The organism is Bacillus sp. SB49, assembly GCF_000469135.2.
Lineage (GTDB): Bacteria > Bacillota > Bacilli > Bacillales > Halobacillaceae > Halobacillus.
In genome coordinates, this window is sequence record NZ_CP048117.1 from 2,998,970 (window position 1) to 3,015,756 (window position 16,787).

The window sequence follows — 16,787 nt, forward strand, 5'->3', positions numbered from 1 at the left end:
ACTCCTCTTCATTCTAAAAATAGATTCTGTTCAGCATAGAGCTGTTCCATTCGCTGCTGACGCTCGCGCATTTCGTTTCCGCCTTCTTCCATAACCGCTTCGATCAGCATTTCCGATATGCTTACGGCTCCCGCGATGGAGTGATAATCCGATTCCATCCGCTCTTCTGTCGTCACCGTGATGTCTGCTGATCGGGCAGGCGGGGCGAGCGCTTTGTTCGTAAGTACGAGCACCACCGCCCCTTGCTTCTTGGCTTCTTCCGCCAACAACATCCCTTCTTTTCGGTATCTTGGAAAAGAAAATAATACAAGAAGGGAATTCTCCCGAATATCACCTATATCTTCTGCTGCCACGCCGTCAGGACCGGATAAGGACACTCTGCTTCTCAACATCCTAAGCGCCGCGTAGAACCAGTAACCCACAGCATAGGAGCTGCCGAAACCTGCGATATGGACTTGTTCGGCTGCGATTAAAGCATCGACCGCCTGCTTCAACTGCCCTCGATCCAGCTGTTCCAGTAATTGACCGAACACATGCCTTTCTTTCTCCGCAACGTCAGAAAAAACATCGTATGCCGGGGAATGCTCCCGTACGCTCTGCTTCTGCATGAGAAACTCCTCTCTGATTGCCTCCTGAAGATGAGAAAAGCCGCGAAACCCAAGGACGTTGGAAAGTCGAATGACCGTCGTTTCACTCACTCCCGCCAGCCTGCCAAGCCGGGACGCGGTTGCAAGCGCGCTTTCTTCCCGGTGATCGATCATATAAGCCGCCACCTTTTTTTGACCTGGTGATAAGGAGGAATAAACACCTTTGATCGTTTCCAGCACCGATTCTTCCATCCTTTTCCCTCCTTTATTCTCGATGAAGGATTTCCTTCTTTTTTATAAATGTACCGCATCTAATCCTTCCTTACAATCATTTGTTTGAAAATTACGAAATAATCATCCCCCGCTCGCGTATTGTATAAATATTCAAACAGGTGTATGATAACTGGAAAAAGAAAGTTGGGGACAGATCTTGAAACAAACACTGCAATCCGCCAAACTCTCTGACTACTTACAAGAGTCAGAGGTGGTAGATTATAATCATCCCTCGATCGTAAAACTATCGGAACAGCTATTTGACAAAAAGCAGACAGATATAGAGAAAGCAGAAGCGGCATTCACCTTCGTGCGCGATGAAATCGCTCATTCCTGGGATATTCAGAGTACGGCAGTTACCCGTACGGCATCTGAAGTATGGAAGGAGAAAGAGGGCATCTGTTATGCGAAATCAAATCTACTGGCGGCTCTGCTTAGAAGCGAAGGGATTCCCACAGGCTTCTGCTATCAGCGGCTGATGCTTTTCGACAAGCCGGAGAAAGGCTACTGCATCCATGCACTGAACAGCGTCTATCTCAAGACGTTGGAGCGTTGGATAAGAGTCGACGCCCGCGGGAATAAGCCGGGTGTTCACGCCTTATTCTCCACGACAGAAGAACACCTTGCTTTTCAGACGGAGGAGGACAAGGGAGAAAAAGATTATCCGGTTATTTATACCCAACCGAACGAAAAGACGATGCAGGTGCTGCAGACGCATACGGATGCTCTCCACATGTACTTACACCATCTTCCCGACGACTTATGAAAAAACCGATGATATTATTACCCGCAACCATACGGGGACATTGGAGGAAACGTTGGATTCTACAGCCGCTGCTTTAGCGAACGGGGAAGAAGCATGTTCGCTCATGAAGAAGAACATGCAGTTGTACCGTTCTGTCGGATTCGTCCTTTATGAAGAGATATTGTGTATGAACCAAACGGAAGCAATATCAAGGGGCATCCTTGAAAATAAAACGATGACTTTAAAGAAACGAGGGATTTCCATGCAGCAAATCGTTCATACGTGGGTACCTCATAAAGAGCTCACCCATTACATCGCTATCGATCAATGGAAACAGGACTTGGACAGGCTGGAGTTGACGTTTTATTTATGTAAGAAAGACAGCTATTACGGCACAGAATTTGATGACAAAACAGCCACATTCCTCTTTGATTCACCGGTTGCTGTCCGTTATTCGGATGAAGGAATGAGAACAGATTTGATCGATGCTCCCTTCGTTGACAAGGAAGGAGTGGCGCGGGATCGCGTCTGGCCGTACTTCATCGTGGAACATGCGCATTTCACAGATTGGCAGAAGCAGTACGGAACCATCGGAGACGGTTCCGATGTGGTCTGTTACGGTTTGACAGAGCAGCATTATCTCATTGAAGTCATCAGCTATACCCCGCCTGTGGTAACGATAGGAAGGAAAGAACCAGAGTAAAAGGTCGTATCATAAGAGATACGACCTTTTTTTAATAGAGCAGCATCTCATAACTTCCACGGACCGCCAAAACGATACCCATCGTTTTGTTGAACAACTCACCTTCCTCTTCTGTCAAAGATTCATGTTTAACTACCTTCAAAAGCTGCATTCTGTAATGAATAAGAAATACAACGTTCACAAAATGTTCACTTACGAAGCAGCATTCCTTCTCGCTATAATGCAGAAATAACCAAGAGAAAGGATGTTATCTTTATGCCCACAAATAAAAAAGAAAACCTGCAATTCGGCTTTCTGATGTGTTTCGGTATGGTCTTAGTCATGACGATATACAACTTTTATCTTCACGGAACGATCCATGAGATGACCTTCATGGAAGGAGTGCTTAACTTCCTGATTGCGTTTATCGTCGCCTTCATTCTTGATTTATTCATCGTCGGACCGACCGCTAAGAAAGTCGCCTTCAAGCTGACGGCTCGTACATCGAAGAAGCTTTACAAGATCCTGGCAATTTCCATAAGCATGGTCATCGGCATGGCGGCACTTATGTCGATGTTCGGACTAGTGACAATGAGCCTTCACAGCGGCTTCCACGTAGAAACGGTCGTTACTGATTACCTGACTATCTTCGGTTCGAATTTCATCCTGGCGCTCCCTTTGCAGCTTATCGTCATGGGACCGCTTGTACGCTTCCTTTTCACAAAGTTCATTCAATCACCAGGGGCAGCTTCCGCAACCGTATAGAAAACGAAAAAACCATCTCTCCTTTCATAGGGAGAGATGGTTTTTTATAAACCGTTTCAATCCACCTTCATCCTGCCGTCCCGCAAGTACTTTTGAATTTTGCGCATGGCGGACGACTGGCTGATCCCGAGACTCTCCGCCACCTTATAACTCGATCCATACTGATCATAGGCTTCAGCGACGAGGAACCTTTCCAGCTGCTCAAGCTTCTCAGGAAGCGTCACCGCCTGAGCAATCGACCCTGTCTTGATCATCGACGGAAGCTGATCCATCGTGATTTCGTCGGAGTCTGTCGTAATCAGGAGGCGTTCGATCAAGTTCTCCAGTTCACGGACGTTGCCCGGCCAGTCGTATTCGTAGAACGCATGCAGAACGAGCGGGGACAGTTTCACATTCCTGTCATAAAGGGCATTGTACTTCTTTAGGAAATACATCGAGAGCGGGTAAATATCCGCTTCCCGGTCCCGGAGGGGAGGGACATCGATCGGTACGACGTGAATACGGTAGAAAAGATCTTTCCGGAAAGTACCTGCTTTCACCCGCTCCTCCAAATTTTGATTTGTAGAGAAAAGGAAGCGGATGTCCACGTCGATGCGGCGATGCTTCGAGACGATTTGCTTCGTTTCCAATACGCGGAGCAGCTTTCCCTGGATGTCTATAGACATCTCGCCGATGGCATCCAGAAACAATGTGCATCCATCCGTCAGCTCGATCAACCCTTCGACGCCGTACTCAGGATTTCCGAATAACTCTGTCTCAAGCAGATGATCGGGAAGGTCCGCACAGTTCACTTCATAGAACTTTTGATTCCGGCGGCTGCTCAGCTTGTGAATTTTCGATGCCAGCAAATTCTTGCCGACACCCGTTTCCCCCTTCAAGAGGACAGTAGCTTCTGTGCCTGCGACTTTTGTCATCATACGCGTGACACGCTTCATCCACTTACTTTCCGTAATAAGGTCGGCCACTTCACCGGTCTTTTCATTCTGCTGTGTATTCAGCTGTTTCTCCAGCTGCTCCATACGGTTCTTTAATGTTGTGAAATCTGTTAAATCCCTTGAATAGCTGATCACTTTCGTCAATTCCCCCGTTACGGGGTCAAATACCGGCTGTGATTTCACGAGCAGGCGTCTTCCCTGCTTCGTTTCCTGCATCACTTCCACCGGGCACTCCTGCTTCATGACTTCGACAGTCGCAGAAGGGGTAAACAACTCTTCAGCAAGTTCATAAATATGTTTTCCAATTAATGCAGAAGAGGGAATGCCATAATTCTGTTCACAGGACTCATTGACATATAAAACCATCCCATTTTGGTCGGTGACAAAGATCTCATCAAAGGAATGTTCAACAATATCTTTAAACATTTGATAATCCTGTAATTTCAGAATATCCATGGTATCACCTTTATCCTTTTTACCAGTTTAACAATAGTACGTCACAAACAGCGCATGATTTTCTTCACTGTATCCTCTATGACGACGACGGTCTTTTCAATATCGCACCAATCTTCTTTCTTTTTGTACTCACCGGAGAGGATCGATGCGGAAACCACTACGGTTTTATCCATTTGATTCCATATATAAGTGTCATGAATCGAACTGCCGACGCTTTCTCTGTAATCGATTCCTCTATCGTTATAGCTTTCTTTCACTAGGGAGATAAGCGTCTCGCTGAACGCTACCGGCGGCAGAAAGGAAACGTCCTCCCAGACACTTTCAACCGCATCCTCTTCAGCGACGTTGCGGATTATTTCTTCGACGTGCACCATACGCTGCCTCAGCACTGCTTCGACCGGGTGTTTCACATCAAGAGAGAATGTAATGGAACAAGGAGAACGATCCGTTGCACCCGGCACCTTGTGAATCTTGCCGAACGTGACGATCGTTTCATCTTCCAAACCACTGATCCACTGCTTAATTCGTTTGACTGCTTTGACTGCCGCTACCAAAGGATCCTTCCGAGAAGAGACCGGCACCACCCCTTTGCGGCCGGGAAGACTGATGAATTCGACGGAGTGCCAAGAAGTTCCCTGTACGCTCGTGACGATATCAAAAGGCGCGGCTTCACCAGGCACCGGTTTTGGTCCGATATGTAAACTGATGAACGCCTCCACCTCTTCTACAGCCTTTTTTCTATGAAAATCGATCCGCACAGGTTCATCCAATCCTTTGCTGAAGATGCCGGGGACTGTCTCGCGTGGCACCATTGCCGGGTATGGCGTTTCCGTCTCATTCATGAAAAGAACAACTTCAAATGGTTGGGAGAGCTCCACTTCTTCCTTCAACGATTCCAGCACTTCCAGTCCTGCCAGCATGCTGAGCGCATCACAAAATGTTCCCGTCTTTCTTTCAAGATGAGAGCCGAGCACGATTGGTGCTTTGTCCGGATTGCTTCCTTCTATCCGGGCATGGATATTTCCTGAGTCGTCAATCCGCACCTTTCCACCGACTTCCCCTACCCATTTCATGAAGAGGACCCTTGCTTCGATCTCTTCATTCATTAAGGAAAGGCTGCTTGTCCCATCCTGCCGCACTTTGCCGATATCTGCCATCTCACCGAGGCGCTGCTTCAATCGTTCCAGCTTCACCGGCATCTCTCCTCTATTTATTTATAAGTAAACCCTTTCAAAAAAACAAGTTTTAATGTTGGATTCCGTCAGATACTACCCCACCTTTATCTCATCATATATAACATCCTTTAATTTACATAATTCGATAAAGGTTCGACATAAGTCAAAAATGACTTACGATATGTAATATTCCACTCATATTCCGTTTAATATGAGTGATTCACCTCTAAGATAGGTTCTGTAGGCAACGGTAAAAGTTATCATAGATGGAATGTTAAGTAACAGTTTTTATTTTCGAACATAGCATTGCGTATATAAGTAATTAATTATATAATAATATCCGAATTTAATGTGTACTCAAAGACACCAACGAATCTCAAAAAATCATTTGAAACTCGGCTTTCTATATCCAATAATTTAGTAAGCAGGAATAAATTATGAACTTCAGACAAACAGGAAGAAACCCTTTTATGTAAGTAAGTAAGTAAATAAATAACAATATAAAGGTTGTGTACTGTATGAACAAAGTTGAAATTTTTGACCCGGCGATGTGTTGTTCCACTGGAGTTTGTGGTCCTGGAGTCGATCCGGATTTGACGCGGGTTGCTTCAGCAGTTTATTCATTAAAGAGGAAAGGTGCCGATATTCAGCGTTATAACTTAGCTAATGAGCCATCTGCTTTCTCAAGGAATGAAAAGGTGAACCAACTCCTTCACGATAAAGGAGTAGCCGCACTGCCAATCACGCTTTTGAACGATGAAGTTGTGAAAGTAGGAAAATATCCAACAAACGATGAGTTTGCCGATTGGTGTGCAGTAAAAATGGATGAACTGACGCAAAAGCCTGGTACTCCAATTTCTATTAACCTAAATTGACGTAGGAGGAATCCTTATGTTTCCACAATATAACCCCGTACAACACATCGACACTCCCATATTGTTCTTTACCGGAAAGGGCGGCGTCGGAAAAACATCCACCGCTTGCGCCACTGCCGTATCTCTGGCGGATCAAGGAAAGAAGGTACTTCTTGTAAGTACCGATCCAGCCTCTAATTTACAAGATGTTTTCGGAGTGGAGCTTTGCAACCAACCCACTAAAATCCCCGGTGTGGACCATTTGTCTGCCAGTAATATTGATCCGGAAGAGTCAGCCAGAGCCTACCGGGAGAAAACAGTAGGACCATATCGAGGGAAACTTCCGGAATCAGTCGTGAATCAAATGGAAGAACAGCTCTCTGGTGCATGTACAGTAGAAATCGCAGCCTTTGATGAATTCTCTCAACTGTTAGCTGATGAATCGATGTTAGAGCGTTTTGATCATGTGCTCTTCGACACAGCACCGACAGGCCACACGCTGCGCCTTTTGTCGCTCCCTGACGCTTGGAATGGTTTCTTGGAAGAAAGTAAGCATGGAGCTTCCTGTCTCGGTCCGCTCTCAAGCCTTAAAGATAAGAAAAAAATGTATGAAAAAGCAGTTCAATCCTTATCTGACGCAGACAAAACGACCCTATTTCTTGTTGCCAGACCGGATGAGACTACGCTTAAGGAAGCAGATAGAGCAGCAACAGAATTAAGAGAAATCGGAATATCTAATCAGCAATTGCTTATCAATGGCGTATATCAAAAACCTGATTCAGAAGACCCTGTCTCGCTCGCTTTTTTTGAGAAGCAGCAGGAGGCATTAGCAAATGCACCGGAAAGTTTACAGATCACAGCTAAGGTTTTCCTCCCTTACGTCCCTTACTCGCTTACTGATACGGACAGTCTTCGACGATTAGTGGGCAAGCGTCCCTGCGATGATGCATCCATCCGAGAAGAAGTTTCGACATGGGACGATTCAGACAGCTTAGAAGAGATAATCGATGATTTCGCTAATAAAAATACACGGGTAATCTTCACTATGGGAAAAGGCGGCGTAGGGAAAACAACGGTTGCTTCCGCCATTGCCGCAGGACTTTCTAAAAGAGGACTTCCGGTTCATTTAACGACAACGGATCCGGCCGCTCACCTTGATCACATGTTCAAAAACAGGGCAGTGAGTGAGCATTTATCGATCAATCGTGTTCATCCGGAAATAGAAGTGGAGAAGTACAAGGAAGCAGTCATTGCCGCAGCAGGAGAGCTGGATGAAGAAGAACTTGCTTACTTAAAAGAGGATCTTGATTCTCCATGCACAGAAGAAATTGCTGTTTTTCGTGCCTTTGCAGACGTCGTTGCAAGGGCTGAAAAGGAGATTGTGGTCATTGACACCGCTCCGACCGGTCACACATTGCTTCTACTGGATTCGTCTGAAACCTACCACAAAGAAATGAGTCGTTCGACAGGTGCAGTTCCAGAAAACGTGAAAGCCCTGCTGCCCCGCCTTAGAAACCCGGAAGAGACGGAAGTAGTGATTGTTACGTTAGCTGAAGCCACGCCTGTGCTTGAATCTACTCGGCTACAGGAAGACTTACAACGTGCTGAAATCGCACCGAGGTGGTGGGTTATTAATCAAAGCTTGGCTGCAGCGGGTACTGAAGAAAAACTCCTGCAAGCGAAGGCTGCCAGTGAAATCCCTTGGATCAACAAAGTCAAAAACAGCCTCTCCGGAAATGTTGCAGTCCTTCCATGGACGAAATGCGCTTTTAATAATTAACAGCTCGTGTGTAAACGATCATTAAATCCTAAGGAGGAAGCAGAAATGAAAATAACAGAAAAGGCAAAACTACAATTGGAAACGATCTTCGAAAAGAATGAGGGCGAAGGAATACGCTTCTACTCCATGGGGGCAGGTTGCTGCGGACCTCAATTAGGTCTATCCCTCGATGCCCCTAAGGAAGATGACAACATCCAGGAAGTCAACGGCATCCGAGTAGCTATAGATAAGGAAATTAAGAATGACTTGGATGGCTTGACGCTTGATAATGATGAAACTTCGAACGGTCCGCAATTCGTTCTGTTAGGAATGAAATCGTGCTGCTGATAACTTTATCAACGAACTTTTAAGATGAAACAGACAAAGGAGAATTCAACTATGAAAATCATTATAATCGGATCTGTTGCTGCTGGTACTTCTGTCGCTGCCAAAGCCCGTAGAAACGATGAAAACGCAGAAATCACCTTATACAATGCAGACTATGACATCTCCTACTCGATATGTGGGATCCCCTATTTCCTTGGAGGCGAGGTGGAAGAATTGGACACCTTAACGCCAAGGAGCGCAGCCTGGTTCAAGAAGCGCTATAATGTGGAGATTTTCACCCGTCACGAGGTGACCAGGATCAATTCTGAAACGAAGAAGGTAGTTGTGAAGAAGTTAGATACCGGTGAAACGATCGAAGACGATTATGACACTTTAGTGTTCGCTACTGGAGCATCACCGAATCGCCCGAACATTGAAGGAGTGGGTCACGATCATGTCTTCCAGGTGCGAACGATTCAAAACACAGCAATGATTGATTCGTTTATGAAAGCGAACCATCCGAAGAAGGTCACCATCATAGGCGCCGGTTTCATTGGTCTTGAAATGGCTGAGCAGTTGAGGCACAAAGGATTAGACGTAACGATTGTTCAAAGAAGCGGACAAATCATGCCTCATCTGGATTTGGATATGGCAAGAAGAGTAGAAACACATATCCGGGACCACGGTGTGACTCTATTGCTAAACGAAGAAGTCCACACAATTTCCAAAACTACATTGGAGACGAAATCAGGAACCACACTGGAATCAGACATGGTCATCCTGGCATCCGGTGTACGTCCCAATGCTGAGTTGGCCCAGGAAATCGGTGTAGAATTAGGGAAATCGGGTGCGGTAAAAGTCAATAGCAAAATGCAAACGAATATTCCTGATGTGTATGCCGTCGGCGACGTTGCCGAAAGTTTCTCCATCCTTACAGGAGAACCAATTTACCGGCCATTGGGATCGACAGCAAATAAAATGGGGCGTATCGCTGGAGATGTCATTACAGGTGGAGATTTGGAGCACCGGGGAATTCTGGGGACAGGGATATTAAGAGTATTTGACCTTGCCGTCGGCTACACAGGCTTTAGTGAGAAGGAGGCAAAAGAAAAAGGATATGATTTGGAAGTCCTTCATAACATCAAACCATCCAGAGCGGATTACCTCGGAGGCAAAGCGATCGTCATTAAAGCTGTCGCCGATAGAAAAACAGGCCGGATCCTCGGAGTACAGGCAATCGGCGAAGATGGCGTCGATAAACGGATTGATGTATTCGTAACAGCCATTTCTTTTGGGGCGAAAGCACAAGACCTGTTCCATTTGGACCTCGCCTACGCACCACCGTTCAGCACGACAAAAGATCCTGTCATGTACACAGGAATGGCACTTCAAAACGCCATCGATAAGCGAAATAAGTTGATGACTCCGCAAGAACTGACAGAAAGGTTGGAGAACGGTGAACTGCTGCAGGTGATCGACACGAGGGCGACCAAGCAATTTGAGGTATCCAACGTGCCAGGTGCGGTTAACATTCCATTGGCTGAGTTACGATCGAAAGCAAAGAATTTGGATCCTGACATTCCTACCGTTACCTATTGCAATAGTGGAGTTACCGGTAATGCAGCGCAAAACGTGTTAAGAAATATGGGCTTTAAAGAAGTATTTAACCTCTCTGGAGGAAACAAAAATTACCAAATCTTCCGCAGCTTTTAAAGGACGATGAAGAAATAACCAAACAAAAAGCGTGGGAAATCAGAAGGTGAACATCTGATTTCCCACGCTTTTTTAATGTTTCCGCTGCATTTCTTGATATCCTTTCAAAAATTCCTGATAAGTGGCCTCACCCAACTTTTGGACATCATTATGGAATAAGCGTTCAAACGTTACATCTTTCGCCTTCTCTACAGAACATCCCATCGCATTTCTGATTAATTTCATATAGGAAACAAAATATTCTTTCTGCAGCACTCCCCCGTGATTAATCAACACCATCACCTTCTCCCCTATACTTCCTTTATAAAAAACGATTTCAAAATACTTTTATACTACATCAATTACTTTTGATTAACAACTGAATAGTTTCTGATTATGCAAGCACTCCTGACAAAAAAACAGAGATCGTGGAGACCTCTGTTTTTTCACACGCGTTTCTTAAATAGATAAACAAGCGCTCCGATCATCGGAACCATTCCAATCCAGTGACGCATATTCTCACTTCCGTGCCTTCGTTCCTTCCAATAGATCAAATAAACACTGAGCAGCGTCAAGACAATGAAGTCCACTGTCATAATATGAACGAACTGCGAAGTACGGAATGCCTTCCCATATAATTCGAAGTCACCTGCCGATACCCCGTAAAGAAACAGGGCAGTCGTTCCTGTCCCAAGCAGGAGCAGAAATGCTTTGGAGTGAAGCAGCTGAATCAATCGGTTAGGAATACGTATCCTCCCTTCTGCACGGCCGCTTGCGAAAAGGAAATAAGGCAGCAGTGCGAAGGCTCCGAGAAAGAAGGAAGCGATGACGAACGGCCACGCCGGAACCTTGCTGTCATCTTCCTCCAGGAGCAAAGCGGCGAAGATCATCGCGTAGATCCCCAGAAAGCTGAAGACCATTAATAGAGAAGGATCAGGATCATCCATTTTTATAAGCGATTCAAGGTAACCTGCGTTTCCATTGGGTGCTGCAAATACGGCATAGAGGATGAATGCGGTCCACACCATAAATACGATCATTCGTTGCATGAGACTTCCCCTCCTTGTTCATGCTTTTCTTTTCCCTTTTCATTATAAAAATCGACCTCAAAAATCCATTCTTACCGTTCCTATTCCCTTTCCAATTAACGGAATATTCTTTTTATAATGGTTGTACCCTTTCACAGAAGGGTTTATATCAGGTATAACTTCTTTACCAATTTAAAGCGTGTTTACATAACATCATCAATGTACTACAATGGACACGCAAACACCCCACATATCTGACCAATATGTGAATATGTAGAATTTGACCACCCTTTACGAAGGCCTCCACATCCCCTAAATGTGGAGGCCTTTTTTATGCATTCAGGTTTGACGTGCCTGTTATTCCGCGTTAAGCTTTATATATGAATATATGTGCATATATATAATAATCCAACGTATCATTTACCAGTCGAATTGGAATAGTACAGGTAGGAGGAGATGCAGATGGGACACGACCACGGTCATGACCACACGCACGGCGCGAACAAGAAGGCATTATGGATCAGTTTCATCCTGACAACCGGCTACATGATCGTCGAGGCGATCGGAGGATTCCTTACGAACAGCCTGGCGCTGCTGTCGGATGCCGGACATATGCTGAGTGACTCCGTGTCGCTTGGGGTTGGTGTCCTTGCGTTCGTTATGGGGGAAAAAGTGGCAGATTACAGCAAGACTTACGGATACAAACGGTTTGAAATCCTTGCGGCACTATTCAATGGTGTGACGCTCGTACTGATCTCCCTTTATATTTTCTACGAGGCTTATAAACGATTCCTGGAACCGCCGGAGGTAGCCTCGACGGGAATGCTGACGATTGCAATTATCGGTCTTATCGTCAACCTTGTGGTCGCATGGATTCTCATGCGGGGCGATACGGAGCACAACCTTAACCTGCGGGCGGCGTTCCTTCATGTCCTTGGTGACCTGCTTGGATCCGTCGGTGCCATCATCGCCGCCATCCTCATCATGCTGTTCGACTGGGGATGGGCCGATCCGCTCGCAAGTGTGATTGTCGCCGTCCTTGTACTGATCAGCGGAGCAAGGGTCGCCCGCGACTCGGTTCATGTGCTGATGGAAGGAACACCGAAGAACATCGACGTCGATGATATCGTCGCAACGATCAAAGACACAGCGGACATTCAGGATATCCATGACCTGCACGTATGGAGCATCACCAGCGGACAGAACGCCCTCTCCTGTCATGCCGTGGTGACGGATGACCGGACGATCGACGACTGCCAGGGCATCCTTAAAAAAGTGGAAGAACGACTTAAGGATAAGGGAATCGGCCATGTGACGATTCAACTGGAATCGAAGGAACACGCGCACGACAACTCGGTCCTCTGCAGCGACCATACCCATGAACACGATCATTAAAAACCCCCCTTCTGGAGATACTCCTTCTGAAGGGGATTTTTTTTATCCCCTTTCAACAGCCCCTTTCCAAGTGTTAGAATAGGTACTAACATAAATTTTCTGAAAAAGGAGACCGGTTTCATGGATCCTCTATTCTTTTCGATCGCCATCATGGCCATCGTGGTGGCTGGTTCCTTCGCTGCGTTTATCGCTTTGCTGCTTATAAGGAACAGGAGAACATAATAAAAAGAAGGCTGGATGAGGATCCAGCCTTCTTTTTATATGCTCTATTGTGCTTTTAATTCGCTTTCCGTCACCCATTTATGGTTCGTCACTTCTTCTCCACCGTCGACGGGCACGTAGTCGACCATATACACGGTCGTAGCTTCTTTGGATTCGATGGTCGCTTTCGCTCCGTCCATGCCAGGCATATGATCAGCCCGGAGTGTGACTTCCTCGCCCGGCTCAAACGTCTGATCATTATGACCTTCGATTTCTTCGTGGATGACCCATTTGTGATCAGTCACCCGCTCGCCTCCGTCTGTCGGTTCATAGGAAACGATATAAGCAGTCGTATCATAGGCTCCGACAACCGTCGCTTCCGCCCCGTCCATGCCAGGCATATGGTCAGCGGTGATCATCGCTTTACTTCCAACGGCAAAGGTAGGATCTTCTGCCTCCTTCAAATCGTCCGGAACTTCTCCGGATCCGGAGTGATCCATCGATTCATGCCCGCTTTTTTCTTCATGGCTCATTTGCTGCGTGTCGGTCGCTTCCTGATCCTTCTTCTCGTCCTGTCCACTGTCATCATTGCCGCAGGCAGCCAAGCCTACAAGCACCACCGCGGATAATACCAACATCTTCATCCATTTCATTCTCTCATCTCCTTTTTCTCTTGTGTTACCATCCTTGACCATCTTCCTTTATTTATACAAAAGTCCGAAGGGGATTCCTCAGACTTTACAGGCTGTTCATTTACTTTTGAGGAAACGGTTCTTTTACAAACATAGAGAGGGCGGCCAATGAGCACTTCGGAGTCTGCCTATTCACCTCCGCCCTTTGCTGAAAAACTGACGAACAAAGCCTGAGGAGATCCTTCAGGCTTTGTTTGTCAGGATACGACGTCGTATCCCTGTTCTTCAATGGCTTCGACCATCGCCGCTTCGCTGACATGATCGGCTGCTTTCACCTCGACATCACCGCTGTCGAGATGAACGGTTACTTCCTCCACTCCATCGATCTCTTTCAGTGCACCTTTGACTGCTTGTTCACAGTGGCCGCACGTCATTCCTTCTACTTTAAGCGTTTTTTCCATATCGCTTCATCCTTTCCATTATAGTTTCATCCGTTTTAGCCGCAGCGAGTTACTGACGACGCTGACAGAGCTTAAGGCCATAGCCGCGCCTGCCACCCAGGGAGCAAGAAGCCCGAGAGCGGCAACCGGGATGCCTGCCGTATTATAGGCCAGTGCCCAGAATAGATTCTGCCGGATGTTCTTCATAGTTTTCCGGCTGAGGCGGATCGCTTTCACCAAGTGTTCCAGGTCGCCTCCGACCAGCGTAACATCTGCTGTTTCTATCGCCACATCACTGCCTGTGCCAATGGCGATGCCGATATCGGCGGTGGCAAGAGAAGGCGCATCATTGATGCCGTCACCGACCATGGCGACTTTCTCGCCCTGCTTCTGCAATTCCTTCACCTTCGCTGCCTTCTCTTCCGGCAGCACTTCTGCCAGCACATTCCTGATGCCTACTTCGGCAGCAATAGCTTCTGCCGTTCGTCTGTTATCCCCTGTCACCATGTACACATGAATCCCGAGCGCCTTCAATTCAGAAACGGCTTCTTTGGACGTCTCCTTGATCGTATCTGCAACAGCAATATAGGCTTTGATTTGCTGATCGGCAGCCAGATACATAACTGTTTTTCCTTCCTGTTCCAAACGAGAAAATGCCTCGTCGTAAGGTTCATATGACAGCTGATTCCGTTCCATCCATTTTCTCGTACCGACAAGGATCTGCCTGCCTTCGACGACTGCCTTAATCCCAAAGCCAGGGACAGCCTCAAAGGATTCCGCTTCTCTTTCTATCACGCCGCGCTTCTGACCGTACGTGACGATGGCATCAGCGAGCGGGTGCTCAGATGCCTTCTCAGCTGCGATCAAGTCAGGCAGCCAATCGGCTTCTTCTCCTTGGAGAGTGATGACGTCCGTTACCTCGGGTTTCCCTTTCGTCACGGTACCTGTTTTGTCCAAAAGCACCGTTGTAAGCCCCTGGGTGCCTTCCAAATATTCCCCGCCTTTGAAAAGAATCCCCTGTTCTGCTCCCTTTCCGGTTCCGACCATGATCGATGTCGGTGTCGCCAGTCCCAAGGCACACGGACAGGCAATGACAAGAACAGCGATGGCTGCTTCCAGCGCAGGTGCGATGTCACCGCTCAGGAAAAACCAGAGCAGGAACGTAAGAAGAGCGATTCCGACGACAATCGGAACGAAAATGCCGGAAATGGCGTCCGCAGTCCTTTGGATCGGAGCTTTCGATCCCTGCGCCTCTTCGACGATCCGAACAATGCCGGCAAGGGCGGTATCTTTCCCTATCCGTTCCGCTTCCATCCGAATGGTTCCATTCTTGTTGATGGTCGATCCAATGACTGCGTCTCCTTCCTGCTTTTCCACTGGAAGAGACTCACCGGTTATCATGGACTCATCGACTGCGGAGGTACCTTTAAGCACGCGGCCGTCGACGGGAATTTTCTCCCCGGGTTTCACAAGCAGCGTGTCCCCGACCGTTACTTGGTCGACCGGCACCTTTTCTTCCATTCCTTCTCGGATAACGGTCGCTTCCTTCGCCTGCAGATTCAGCAGGTTCGTGAGCGCGGCTGTCGTCCGTCCCTTCGCCAACGATTCCATCAGCTTCCCGACAAGAATCAGCGTGATGAGGACGGCACTCGTCTCAAAATAAAGCTCCGGCATCCGATCCGGGGCTGCCTGCCAGCGGAACGCTTCGACGACGCTGTAGAAATAGGCGGCGGAAGTACCGAGTGCGACCAGTACATCCATGTTCGCACTCTTATTCCTGAGCGCCCGATAAGCTCCGGAGTAGAACCGGGCACCGATATAGAACTGCACAGGCGTCGCAAGGACGAACTGGAACCACGGATTCATCAGGATACCCGGAACCGGGAGGCCGATATCCCACGGGAGATGAGCGATCATCGTGTATAAAAGAGGCAGGGAAAGCAAGGCAGACACGAACAACTTTATCTTCTGCTGCTTGATTCTCGCTTCTTTTTGTTCCTTCTCGGTTTCACGTTCCTGTTTGATAACCGCCTCATACCCGAGCTTCTTCACTTTGGCAATGATGTCATCTATGGATACACGATCCGGTTCGTATTCGACGAATCCGGCTTCCGTTGCCAGGTTGATGGTCGCCTGTTCCACTCCGTCCATCTTACTCAACACTTTCTGGATCCTCGTCGAGCAAGCCGAACAGGTCATTCCGTGAATGTCGAGTTCCACCTGTTCTTTCTGGACACCGTATCCGAGCTTTTCAATTTTTGCGGTTATATCGGATGGCTGGACGTGTTTGTCATCGTAGTGAATCGTAGCCGTTTCCATCGCAAGGTTGACATTCGCTTCGACACCTTCCATACGGTTCAGGACCTTCTCGATCCGGGTCGAGCACGCGGAACACGTCATCCCGGTGATACCTACGTTCATATCCTTCATCTCTATCCCTCCTATTTGGAGAACTGTTGGATGACTTTCATCAATTCATCAATGGCCTCGTCACCGTTTCCATTTTTAATCGCACCCGCCACACAATGATGGGTATGGCGCTCCAGCAGGGAATGGCCGACTTTCTTCAACGCCTTATCTATCGCTGAAATCTGAATAAGGATGTCGACACAGTAACGGTCCTCTTCGACCATTTTCTGAATCCCTCTCACCTGACCTTCTATACGTTTCAAGCGGTTCACGACCGTATCTTTCTCTTGTACTGTTCTTGGTTTCGCCGGCTTTTTGCCGCTGTTCTCCGGTAAACTATGTTCTTCGCACATATGGATTCCTCCTGTCCATTTCAATATACCCCTATAAGGTATAAATAGTCAACGCAGAGGATTATGTTTATTTTAAAGA

The 16,787-nt window shown here is 47.2% G+C and carries 18 protein-coding genes; 8 read left to right on the forward strand and 10 right to left on the reverse strand.

Annotated features, from left to right (window positions below; all coding sequences use genetic code 11):
• Positions 1-8: 8 nt before the first annotated feature.
• Positions 9-839, reverse strand: coding sequence for a MurR/RpiR family transcriptional regulator (locus M662_RS15655; protein WP_026578091.1), 831 nt, complete (start codon positions 837-839; stop codon positions 9-11).
• Between the two features lie 178 nt (positions 840-1,017).
• Here M662_RS15655 and M662_RS15660 point away from each other — a divergent pair, with 178 nt between their 5' ends.
• Both M662_RS15660 and M662_RS15665 read left to right on the forward strand, forming a co-directional pair.
• Positions 1,018-1,626: a transglutaminase-like domain-containing protein gene (locus M662_RS15660; protein WP_026578090.1), complete on the forward strand. Its 609-nt coding sequence runs from the start codon at positions 1,018-1,020 to the stop codon at positions 1,624-1,626.
• A gap of 52 nt (positions 1,627-1,678) precedes the next feature.
• On the forward strand, positions 1,679-2,308 hold the full coding sequence (locus tag M662_RS15665; RefSeq protein WP_026578089.1) for a hypothetical protein: 630 nt from the start codon (positions 1,679-1,681) through the stop codon (positions 2,306-2,308).
• A gap of 31 nt (positions 2,309-2,339) precedes the next feature.
• On the opposite strand, the gene M662_RS15670 is transcribed toward M662_RS15665, so the two are convergent.
• Complete coding sequence (locus tag M662_RS15670; RefSeq protein WP_162129305.1) at positions 2,340-2,489, reverse strand: hypothetical protein; 150 nt, start codon at positions 2,487-2,489, stop codon at positions 2,340-2,342.
• 74 nt (positions 2,490-2,563) lie between these two features.
• On the opposite strand from M662_RS15670, the gene M662_RS15675 reads away from it, so the two are divergent.
• On the forward strand, positions 2,564-3,052 hold the full coding sequence (locus M662_RS15675) for a DUF2798 domain-containing protein (RefSeq protein ID WP_026578088.1): 489 nt from the start codon (positions 2,564-2,566) through the stop codon (positions 3,050-3,052).
• Positions 3,053-3,108: 56 nt separating this feature from the next.
• Here the strand turns inward: M662_RS15675 and M662_RS15680 are convergent, their stop codons facing one another.
• Both M662_RS15680 and M662_RS15685 read right to left on the reverse strand, forming a co-directional pair.
• Positions 3,109-4,443 carry a sigma-54 interaction domain-containing protein gene (locus M662_RS15680; RefSeq protein WP_051348916.1) on the reverse strand — a complete coding sequence of 445 codons (1,335 nt, stop codon included), beginning with the start codon at positions 4,441-4,443 and terminating at the stop codon, positions 3,109-3,111.
• Between the two features lie 41 nt (positions 4,444-4,484).
• Complete coding sequence (locus M662_RS15685; protein ID WP_026578086.1) at positions 4,485-5,636, reverse strand: zinc-binding metallopeptidase family protein; 1,152 nt, start codon at positions 5,634-5,636, stop codon at positions 4,485-4,487.
• A 500-nt stretch (positions 5,637-6,136) separates the two neighbouring features.
• Here M662_RS15685 and arsD point away from each other — a divergent pair, with 500 nt between their 5' ends.
• Genes arsD through M662_RS15705 form a run of 4 tightly spaced genes read left to right on the forward strand, consistent with a single transcriptional unit; the run spans position 6,137 to position 10,271 of the window.
• Entirely contained in the window at positions 6,137-6,493 is a 357-nt protein-coding gene (gene arsD / locus M662_RS15690) for an arsenite efflux transporter metallochaperone ArsD (RefSeq protein ID WP_008633296.1), read from the forward strand.
• A 16-nt stretch (positions 6,494-6,509) separates the two neighbouring features.
• Positions 6,510-8,252: an arsenical pump-driving ATPase gene (arsA, locus tag M662_RS15695; RefSeq protein ID WP_026578085.1), complete on the forward strand. Its 1,743-nt coding sequence runs from the start codon at positions 6,510-6,512 to the stop codon at positions 8,250-8,252.
• A 45-nt stretch (positions 8,253-8,297) separates the two neighbouring features.
• Positions 8,298-8,579, forward strand: coding sequence for a HesB/IscA family protein (locus M662_RS15700; RefSeq protein WP_008633298.1), 282 nt, complete (start codon positions 8,298-8,300; stop codon positions 8,577-8,579).
• 51 nt (positions 8,580-8,630) lie between these two features.
• Positions 8,631-10,271, forward strand: a complete 1,641-nt coding sequence (locus tag M662_RS15705) for an FAD-dependent oxidoreductase (RefSeq protein ID WP_008633299.1) — start codon at positions 8,631-8,633, stop codon at positions 10,269-10,271.
• Positions 10,272-10,343: 72 nt separating this feature from the next.
• Here M662_RS15705 and M662_RS15710 read toward each other — a convergent pair whose 3' ends face one another.
• Both M662_RS15710 and M662_RS15715 read right to left on the reverse strand, forming a co-directional pair.
• The gene (locus M662_RS15710) at positions 10,344-10,550 is read right to left on the reverse strand and encodes a hypothetical protein (RefSeq protein WP_008633300.1); all 207 of its coding nucleotides are present in this window, start codon (positions 10,548-10,550) and stop codon (positions 10,344-10,346) included.
• Between the two features lie 146 nt (positions 10,551-10,696).
• A complete protein-coding gene (locus tag M662_RS15715; protein ID WP_026578083.1) occupies positions 10,697-11,299 on the reverse strand; it encodes a hypothetical protein in 603 nt (200 codons plus the stop codon).
• 441 nt (positions 11,300-11,740) lie between these two features.
• Between M662_RS15715 and M662_RS15720 the strand changes: the two genes are divergently transcribed.
• Positions 11,741-12,673, forward strand: a complete 933-nt coding sequence (locus M662_RS15720) for a cation diffusion facilitator family transporter (protein ID WP_026578082.1) — start codon at positions 11,741-11,743, stop codon at positions 12,671-12,673.
• Positions 12,674-12,939: 266 nt separating this feature from the next.
• Here M662_RS15720 and M662_RS15725 read toward each other — a convergent pair whose 3' ends face one another.
• The 4 genes from M662_RS15725 to M662_RS15740 form a co-directional block, all read right to left on the reverse strand.
• The gene (locus tag M662_RS15725; protein ID WP_026578081.1) at positions 12,940-13,527 is read right to left on the reverse strand and encodes a YdhK family protein; all 588 of its coding nucleotides are present in this window, start codon (positions 13,525-13,527) and stop codon (positions 12,940-12,942) included.
• A gap of 236 nt (positions 13,528-13,763) precedes the next feature.
• Complete coding sequence (locus tag M662_RS15730) at positions 13,764-13,967, reverse strand: cation transporter (RefSeq protein WP_008633313.1); 204 nt, start codon at positions 13,965-13,967, stop codon at positions 13,764-13,766.
• Positions 13,968-13,985: 18 nt separating this feature from the next.
• The gene (locus M662_RS15735) at positions 13,986-16,376 is read right to left on the reverse strand and encodes a heavy metal translocating P-type ATPase (protein WP_081694907.1); all 2,391 of its coding nucleotides are present in this window, start codon (positions 16,374-16,376) and stop codon (positions 13,986-13,988) included.
• 11 nt (positions 16,377-16,387) lie between these two features.
• Positions 16,388-16,708 (reverse strand): metal-sensing transcriptional repressor, encoded by a 321-nt coding sequence (locus M662_RS15740; RefSeq protein ID WP_008633317.1) that lies wholly within the window; start codon positions 16,706-16,708, stop codon positions 16,388-16,390.
• Between the last annotated feature and the right edge of the window lie 79 nt (positions 16,709-16,787).

Coding starts and splice junctions, on each gene's coding strand:
- M662_RS15735 (WP_081694907.1), bottom strand. CDS start 16,376: ATGAAGGATATGAACGTAGGTATCACCGGGATGACGTGTTCCGCGTGC.
- M662_RS15725 (WP_026578081.1), bottom strand. CDS start 13,527: ATGAAATGGATGAAGATGTTGGTATTATCCGCGGTGGTGCTTGTAGGC.
- M662_RS15705 (WP_008633299.1), top strand. CDS start 8,631: ATGAAAATCATTATAATCGGATCTGTTGCTGCTGGTACTTCTGTCGCT.
- M662_RS15700 (WP_008633298.1), top strand. CDS start 8,298: ATGAAAATAACAGAAAAGGCAAAACTACAATTGGAAACGATCTTCGAA.
- M662_RS15710 (WP_008633300.1), bottom strand. CDS start 10,550: ATGGTGTTGATTAATCACGGGGGAGTGCTGCAGAAAGAATATTTTGTT.
- M662_RS15675 (WP_026578088.1), top strand. CDS start 2,564: ATGCCCACAAATAAAAAAGAAAACCTGCAATTCGGCTTTCTGATGTGT.
- arsD (WP_008633296.1), top strand. CDS start 6,137: ATGAACAAAGTTGAAATTTTTGACCCGGCGATGTGTTGTTCCACTGGA.
- M662_RS15730 (WP_008633313.1), bottom strand. CDS start 13,967: ATGGAAAAAACGCTTAAAGTAGAAGGAATGACGTGCGGCCACTGTGAA.
- M662_RS15680 (WP_051348916.1), bottom strand. CDS start 4,443: ATGGATATTCTGAAATTACAGGATTATCAAATGTTTAAAGATATTGTT.
- arsA (WP_026578085.1), top strand. CDS start 6,510: ATGTTTCCACAATATAACCCCGTACAACACATCGACACTCCCATATTG.
- M662_RS15715 (WP_026578083.1), bottom strand. CDS start 11,299: ATGCAACGAATGATCGTATTTATGGTGTGGACCGCATTCATCCTCTAT.
- M662_RS15740 (WP_008633317.1), bottom strand. CDS start 16,708: ATGTGCGAAGAACATAGTTTACCGGAGAACAGCGGCAAAAAGCCGGCG.
- M662_RS15720 (WP_026578082.1), top strand. CDS start 11,741: ATGGGACACGACCACGGTCATGACCACACGCACGGCGCGAACAAGAAG.
- M662_RS15655 (WP_026578091.1), bottom strand. CDS start 839: ATGGAAGAATCGGTGCTGGAAACGATCAAAGGTGTTTATTCCTCCTTA.